Below are 6,285 nucleotides of genomic sequence, written 5' to 3' on the forward strand. Positions count from 1 at the left end.
GGACATTTGCCGCACCATGAACGACGAACGAAGGGCAGGTGACAGCTCCCTTGCCGAAACCCCCAGGCATCCGTGATGGCCGTCACATTGCGCACATTTCGACCTACTTGCCCGTAGGTCTGGACAGCCTCAGACGCGACACCCCACTCTGGTGTGACCGCTTCAGCAGAGAGGCGCACAACAGGAGGCCGGCATGGCGATTTCAGCGGGATTTCTCGCGCGGGCATTCCACCGAAACCCGGCTCCTCCGGCCCTCATCAACTTGCTGCCTGCAGCTGGCAAGGACCTGCGTGCCCGGGTGGAACCCCGGCTGGCAGAACTTGTCGGAACAGTCGTAGCTTCCCTCCGTGCCGCCGGGTTGACGCCCATCGCGGTTACCGACCCGCGCGGGCGGCGCTGGCCCCCTGCATACGTGCTGGGCAGGCTGGATCACGACAGCCGCCTGACAGATGCCGGTCCCAACATGGCGGTCGCCGAGATTGTGCTGGACGGCTCCGGGCGTCTGGTCCGCAACCACCCGGTTCAGGTCGGCGGCAGTCCACGCCGGCTGCTTCCCGTCAGCTGTCCCTCCATCGCAGACCGGTACGAGCAGTTCATCCTTGCTGCAAGGAACGCAGAGGAACCCCGGGGCGATGCCCTGGCCATGACGCGGCACGGCGACCTGATCATTGCCGGACCCGGACAGCAGACTGTCCCTTTGGCCGACTACCTCCATGACCTGGCCCGCTCCGCGGCCGTCCACACGCGGTGAGCACCGTCAAGGCCATGGCCCGAACCCTGCCGGTTGGCTAGCGACGGGAATCAGGAACACCGAAGAAGCTCGTCGGGTCGTCGGCGCCGAGCAGGTCGTGATGAAACGGGATCGCGTCCACCGGGCGGGTGCCCACGAACAGAACCGCCACCGCCCGGGAGTGGACGACGGTGTACCGGGTCAGGTCCTGCACCCAGGAATGGATCCCGGTGTACTCCTCGACGAAGAACCCCTCACCGAGCAGTCCACGCTCCTGCAGCAGGTCATAGACAAGATTCCAGGCGAGATCCATTAGTTCGTGGATGGCCGCATCAACCGTTGGAGCCGTCATAGAACTATGGTGCTCCTTGGGTACGACATATTGCGGACGCGCGTCCCGCGTGTCACTCCGGCAGGACTCCGACGATCCCGAACAAAACTGGCGCAAAGATCCCGAAGTACGGGGCCAGCGCGTCACCCTGCCGGCTACGGGCCGCCGGGCCGTGGCGCGCACGGCTCGTCCCGGATTGTGCTCTGCCTCCACGTGCCCTTGGAAACGGAGGATTTCGTCCGGCGTCGCCAGCGTCAGCATGGCCTCCTCCGCCGTTTCGTGGTGCTCCGGTTCGCGCTCGATTCCGGCGCAGCGCCACGGCCACTTCGTCTTCCGGATGGTCGCCAGGCAGCTGCACCCCCGCGACGAGGCACAGCTTGCCGGGACCGACGGATTCCAGGTGGGGTACGCGAGCGGGGCAATGTCCCTGTGTTCGAGCACCCGCAGGGCCTTGGAGTGTTCGATGTCCGGGGTGGCGCCCTGCCCCGCCCGCCAAGGTCGTATCCCAGGGCGGATTACGCGGGCGAGGTCGGCCCGCGCCCGGGTGGCTTGCCCGCAGGCGCCGGGGCAGGCCGGGTGAACTTCCCGGCCGCAAGTGAACCTGCGGCGGTGCTTGCCATGATGGTGATCAGTGCTCCGAGGATCATGGCCGCTGCTTCACCGGGTTCGAGCAAGTGCAGTTGGGAGCCGATAGCGGCGGCGGCGACCGGCACGCCCAACTGGGAGGCTGCAAGCACCGCGAGCGGCAGGGGCTGGCCGAACAGCCGCAGGGTTCCGTGGACCAGCAGCGTTCCCAGCCCCAGGCAAAGCCCGAGGAGGATCATTCGGGGGCTTCCCGCGAGGGTGCGCAGATCCAGTGATGCGCCCAGCCAGACGAAGAACACCGGCCCGAGAAAGCCGTCACTGACCGCGAAGAGCTGATGGGCCAGCCGCCGGGGCTCGCCCACAGCGGCGACCACCAGGCCGAACGAGAACCCGGCCAGCATGATGGAAACGTGGCCCGCGACGGCAAGTCCGGAGAGTGCGAAGAGCAAGGCCAGTTGGATCCTTAGTTCCATGGCGAACTTCCGGTCCTCAGACACATCGTGCACGCGCCCGCGCGTGCCGCTGCGCTCCAGCCAGCGTAGGACAAAGAACAAAACTGCGGCACATACCGCGACGACGGCTGCCCCAACGGCTGCCCTCGGCGCGTTGGGAGGGTCGACAGCAAGGGGAAGGGCAATAATGCAGGCGATGTCGGCTATCGCTACCTGCGCCGTCGTCGTCAGGACCTTGGGTCCGGTCAGTCGCAGCGAATCGACGATCGGCAGAACCAGGGCTGCCGACGAGGAAGCGAGCAGAACGGCGTACAGCGGAGCATGTCCGGTGCCAAAGGCAAAGGCAATGAGGGTTCCGACAGCGGCCGCCAGCACAGCGGCGATGCCGGCCCGCAGGGCTCCTGTACCCAGTGAGGGGCGGATGGCCCGGTCCCGTACCGGGACATGTGTTCCGGCGACGAACATGATGAGGGCAAACCCGACGTCTGCAACAAAGCTGAACGTGGGGTCCGCAGCATTCACCAGGTTCAGGCCCGTGCGTCCGATGGCGATACCAGCCAGCAACTGCCCCAGTACCACGGGAAGGTGCCACTTTCGGGGAAGAGCCAGCAGCGGCCCCATGAGCCCGACCGCGGCGATCAGTGAAAGCTGAAAGAACGACACATTCCTCCTTCTGCCGGCGCAGCTGATCTGGGGCGGTTACCGGGGCGCGTGGGCCAGCTTGAGTGGAATGTCGGTGTTTTCGTCCGTGTAATAGCTGGCGCAAACGCGGTGGTAGCCGTCGGCCACCTGCGCCGGTATGCCCCGCGCCAGGTCGCCCCTGACCATCAGGATGGGCGAGAGCCTTTTGCCGTCCCGGATCTTCTTCAGATCCGAGGCCACGTGCGGGTTGTCCTCGGGAAGCAGCACCAGCCCCGCGGCCCGGAGAATGTCCTTGGCCTTGCGGTGCTGGATGGGAGCCTCCACGAGCGCGGCGACGATGGTGGCCACAACGTCGTCGGCTTCGAGTAACGAAAGATACGCCGCCGCGCCGGGATAGTCCTGTGCCTCGGGCTCCGCCAACCAACGGACAGCACCGTCGTTATCGTCATGCATCCCATGTACTCCTTGACCAGTCACAGTCTAGCGATGGTGGCTACATTAACTGCACGGCCGAAATGACGGCACGGACGACCCGCCCGATCCGGGCTGCCGAAACGCCGGAACTCCAGACTTTCTTCGGCGGCGGCTCCCTGACCTCATGGGCGGTGTCTTTCGGCCTGCAAAACCGGTTCCCGCTTCATTCTCAAGCCGAAGGCCAGGTCGCAGCCGTGGACGAAACCTGTGCACCGCGCGGAAAGTCCTGGATGGTCCGCCAAAGCAGGTCGAGGCGATCGGCCTACTCGCCGCGGTCGATCTCCAGGTAGCTGAGGCCGCTCAAATCCAGCCAATAATGGCTTGGTGTTTCTACCAGTCTCAGCAGCACGCCCTGGCAGTCGCGACAGCGGACCACGATACCGGGTGCGTCGGAAAAAACCATGGCCTCGCCGAAAGCCCTGACTGAGCCGCAATGCCTGCAGCGCCCGAGCGCAGCGATGATGTCGATCCGGAACACTTCGGACAGGGCCCCGGCCGTGGCGTTCCCGTCCACATGCGCGATCGGGTCATGGGCTGATGCTGCAAGGTCCTGGTCCCCGGACTCGGGGACAACGAAATCGTCGGCGCCGTTCACCGGATACCTCCCGTCCCGCCAAACCGTTCGGTCTTTATCGACTCCGGCGAGTAGCCCGCCATCACCAGCCAGTCCGCAACGGTCTCCACGAAAACCGTTTGGCCGCACACAAATACGTCCGGATTCTCCTCAGCCGGGAAGATCTTGCCCAAAAGGGCATCCGCCGTAAGGCGCGCCGGCGCGACCGGCCAGCCCTCCGGCGTCGAACGCGTATAGATGCAGTCAACCACCAGCTTGGCTGATTCCTGATCCAACCGGTACAGCTCATCCCGGTAAAGCAAAGTCTCGGGGGACTTCAGGGAATAGAGCAACCTGAATGGGGACTCATTGCTGGAAGCCTGATGGGCGCGGATCATCGACATCAGCGGCACCACACCTGACCCTCCCCCGATCAGCTGCACCCGGTTCCCATTGCTGGGCCGCCAGACAAACCAGCCGCCCACAGGCCCGCGGATTTCCAACCGGTCCCCGACGGCCAGGTCCCGGACAAGGTAAGGCGACACTTCGCCGTCAGGCAGCTCGTCAACGGTGATTTCCAGATGCTCATCCGTGCCTGCGGACGCCACCGAGTACGAACGGATGGCGGTGTACCCGTCCTCGGCGGTAAGGCGGATGTCAATGTGCTGGCCGGCCAGGTGTCCCATCAAACCATCCACGCGCAGCCTAATGGTCCGGGCCGTGGCGTTTTCCAGGGACCCGCCAACCACTTCAGCGACATGCCATAGAGAGCTCACGGCAAGTGCCTCACGAGTACCGCTCCTCGCGCCAGGGATTACCGTGAAGATGGTAGCCATTCGATTCCCAGAAACCGGGAACGTCTTCCCGTGTCAGTTCCAGGCCGTGAATCCATTTAGCGCTTTTCCAGAAGTACAGATGCGGCACCAGAAGCCGTGCCGGCCCGCCGTGGGCCCGTGCAAGCGGTTCTCCATCGAACTCCCACACCACCCAGGCCTTGCCGTCCAGGAGATCCCACAGGGGAACATTAGTTGTGTAACCGCCGAAGGAATGGGCCGTGGCGAAATCGCTGATCGTTTCGACATTTTCAAAGAACGTGTCCAACGAAACTCCACGCCACACTGTCCCCAGTTTTGACCAGCTGGTCACACAGTGAATGTCCTTGGTGATTTCCTCCTGCGGCAAGCCCATGAATTCGTTCCAGGACCAGGAGAGCCGCCGGCCATTCTCCACGGTTATGAAAAACTCCCATTCGTCAATGGGGATCAGCGGAGCAGGCCCCGCCGTTAGGACAGGAAAGTCCTGCGTCTCATGCTGCCCGGGAGGCAAAGCAGGATTCTCGGACCGCCGTCCACGGAAACCGGAAGAAATGATACCCATGATGCACCTCCGCAGTGGAGCTCCACCCGGCCAACGACCGTTGATGCCCCAACGATAGGGCAACGGCCGAACGGGGTCCAGACATCAACGGGAAGCTGCCGCCGCCGGGGCCGAAGACCCGGAGCTGCAGCCGGTGCACGTGGCGGCCGCTGCCCTGAAGACGGCACACAAGGCAACGGCTTAGGGTCTGGAGGGCATGCGCGAGCCCGTGGTGTTCATGCAGGAGACTGGCCGGTACCCATCGCGGCCCGGCAGCACCGAGGCGGAGCACACCCTGGCGGCATGGCTTCAGCGGCGGCGGGAGGAAGCCAGTGACGGGACGCTGGTCAGGTCATCCACTTTGTCGGTAGCCGCGTTCTCTTAAACCGCCCGAACGCCTGCCCATAGGGTTCGACGGTTTTCTCCAAGGTTCGGGCGAGAAGCTTTAGCGGGCCGGGAGGTAGCGTTCACTACCGAGCTGGCCGCCGGGGCAGCGGTAATACTGCCGGTTCCTGAAGCAGCTGCGTCAACGCCGTACGAAGCAGCTTCAGCGGCGGCGCACCCGAAAGACAATGCACCGGGTACGTTGCAGGGAAGCCCCGCAGAACCTCACCCTGCGGGGCTTCTCGCGTGCTCAGATGGCCGCAGCAGCGCCGCTCCGCATGCTTCTGGAATGGTGTCCATGGACACGGGCACCCAGGAGCGCACGTCTGAATCCTCAGTTAGCGGTGCGATCAGATCCACGGGAACTTATGGCCTCGTGGAATGGACGGATGAACCGCGCAAACTAGCAGCTGGAGTGGTTTCCGGCCGTCATATCAGTGGAGTGGAGGGCCGGTGCGGTCCAGCTGGCGAGGATTCGCATGGCGTCGGCTGTCGCGGATCCGGGTTCCACGGTGTAGACGAGCATGACGAGTCCCGGGTCTGTGGAGAGTTCGAATGATTCGTAGCCGAATTCGAGGTCGCCGACGGCCGAATGGGTGAGCATTTTTTGCCCGGACCGGTAGCGGTAGACGTCGTGGGATGCCCAGAGTGAACGGAATTCCTCGCTTTGGGTTGAGAGCGTGCCGATGATCTCGATCAGCTCTTTGTCATACGGGTCCCGGGCCGTTGCGGCGTGCAGGAGCGCGACGACGTTGTGTTTGGCGGTGTCGAAATCGCG

At 64.2% G+C, this 6,285-nt stretch carries 7 protein-coding genes and 1 pseudogene; 1 reads left to right on the plus strand and 7 read right to left on the minus strand.

The window, feature by feature from the left end; genetic code table 11:
* The first annotated feature begins 193 nt into the window (after positions 1 to 193).
* Positions 194 to 751: a hypothetical protein gene (locus ACFRAU_RS25110; protein ID WP_378001896.1), complete on the plus strand. Its 558-nt coding sequence runs from the start codon at positions 194 to 196 to the stop codon at positions 749 to 751.
* Between the two features lie 37 nt (positions 752 to 788).
* Here the strand turns inward: ACFRAU_RS25110 and ACFRAU_RS25115 are convergent, their stop codons facing one another.
* The 7 genes and pseudogenes from ACFRAU_RS25115 to ACFRAU_RS25145 form a co-directional block, all read right to left on the minus strand.
* Positions 789 to 1,082, minus strand: a complete 294-nt coding sequence (locus tag ACFRAU_RS25115; RefSeq protein ID WP_378001897.1) for a hypothetical protein — start codon at positions 1,080 to 1,082, stop codon at positions 789 to 791.
* 494 nt (positions 1,083 to 1,576) lie between these two features.
* Positions 1,577 to 2,761 (minus strand): cation:proton antiporter, encoded by a 1,185-nt coding sequence (locus ACFRAU_RS25120; RefSeq protein WP_378001898.1) that lies wholly within the window; start codon positions 2,759 to 2,761, stop codon positions 1,577 to 1,579.
* A gap of 36 nt (positions 2,762 to 2,797) precedes the next feature.
* On the minus strand, positions 2,798 to 3,193 hold the full coding sequence (locus ACFRAU_RS25125) for a hypothetical protein (RefSeq protein ID WP_378001899.1): 396 nt from the start codon (positions 3,191 to 3,193) through the stop codon (positions 2,798 to 2,800).
* Positions 3,194 to 3,476: 283 nt separating this feature from the next.
* A complete protein-coding gene (locus ACFRAU_RS25130; RefSeq protein ID WP_378001900.1) occupies positions 3,477 to 3,809 on the minus strand; it encodes a DUF6510 family protein in 333 nt (110 codons plus the stop codon).
* Complete coding sequence (locus ACFRAU_RS25135) at positions 3,806 to 4,543, minus strand: ferredoxin reductase (protein ID WP_378001901.1); 738 nt, start codon at positions 4,541 to 4,543, stop codon at positions 3,806 to 3,808. Before ACFRAU_RS25135 ends, ACFRAU_RS25130 begins: the two co-directional genes overlap by 4 nt.
* A gap of 10 nt (positions 4,544 to 4,553) precedes the next feature.
* Positions 4,554 to 5,144 carry a molybdopterin-dependent oxidoreductase gene (locus ACFRAU_RS25140; RefSeq protein WP_378001902.1) on the minus strand — a complete coding sequence of 197 codons (591 nt, stop codon included), beginning with the start codon at positions 5,142 to 5,144 and terminating at the stop codon, positions 4,554 to 4,556.
* Between the two features lie 766 nt (positions 5,145 to 5,910).
* Positions 5,911 to 6,285 (minus strand): annotated as a pseudogene (locus tag ACFRAU_RS25145) (transcriptional regulator); the annotation flags it as partial.

It is taken from the genome of Arthrobacter sp. NPDC056691, assembly GCF_042791415.1.
Lineage (GTDB): Bacteria > Actinomycetota > Actinomycetes > Actinomycetales > Micrococcaceae > Arthrobacter.

Excerpts from the sequence above, each read along its gene's own strand:
- ACFRAU_RS25110 (WP_378001896.1), top strand. The coding sequence starts at position 194 with ATGGCGATTTCAGCGGGATTTCTCGCGCGGGCATTCCACCGAAACCCG.
- ACFRAU_RS25115 (WP_378001897.1), bottom strand. The coding sequence starts at position 1,082 with ATGACGGCTCCAACGGTTGATGCGGCCATCCACGAACTAATGGATCTC.
- ACFRAU_RS25125 (WP_378001899.1), bottom strand. The coding sequence starts at position 3,193 with ATGCATGACGATAACGACGGTGCTGTCCGTTGGTTGGCGGAGCCCGAG.
- ACFRAU_RS25140 (WP_378001902.1), bottom strand. The coding sequence starts at position 5,144 with ATGGGTATCATTTCTTCCGGTTTCCGTGGACGGCGGTCCGAGAATCCT.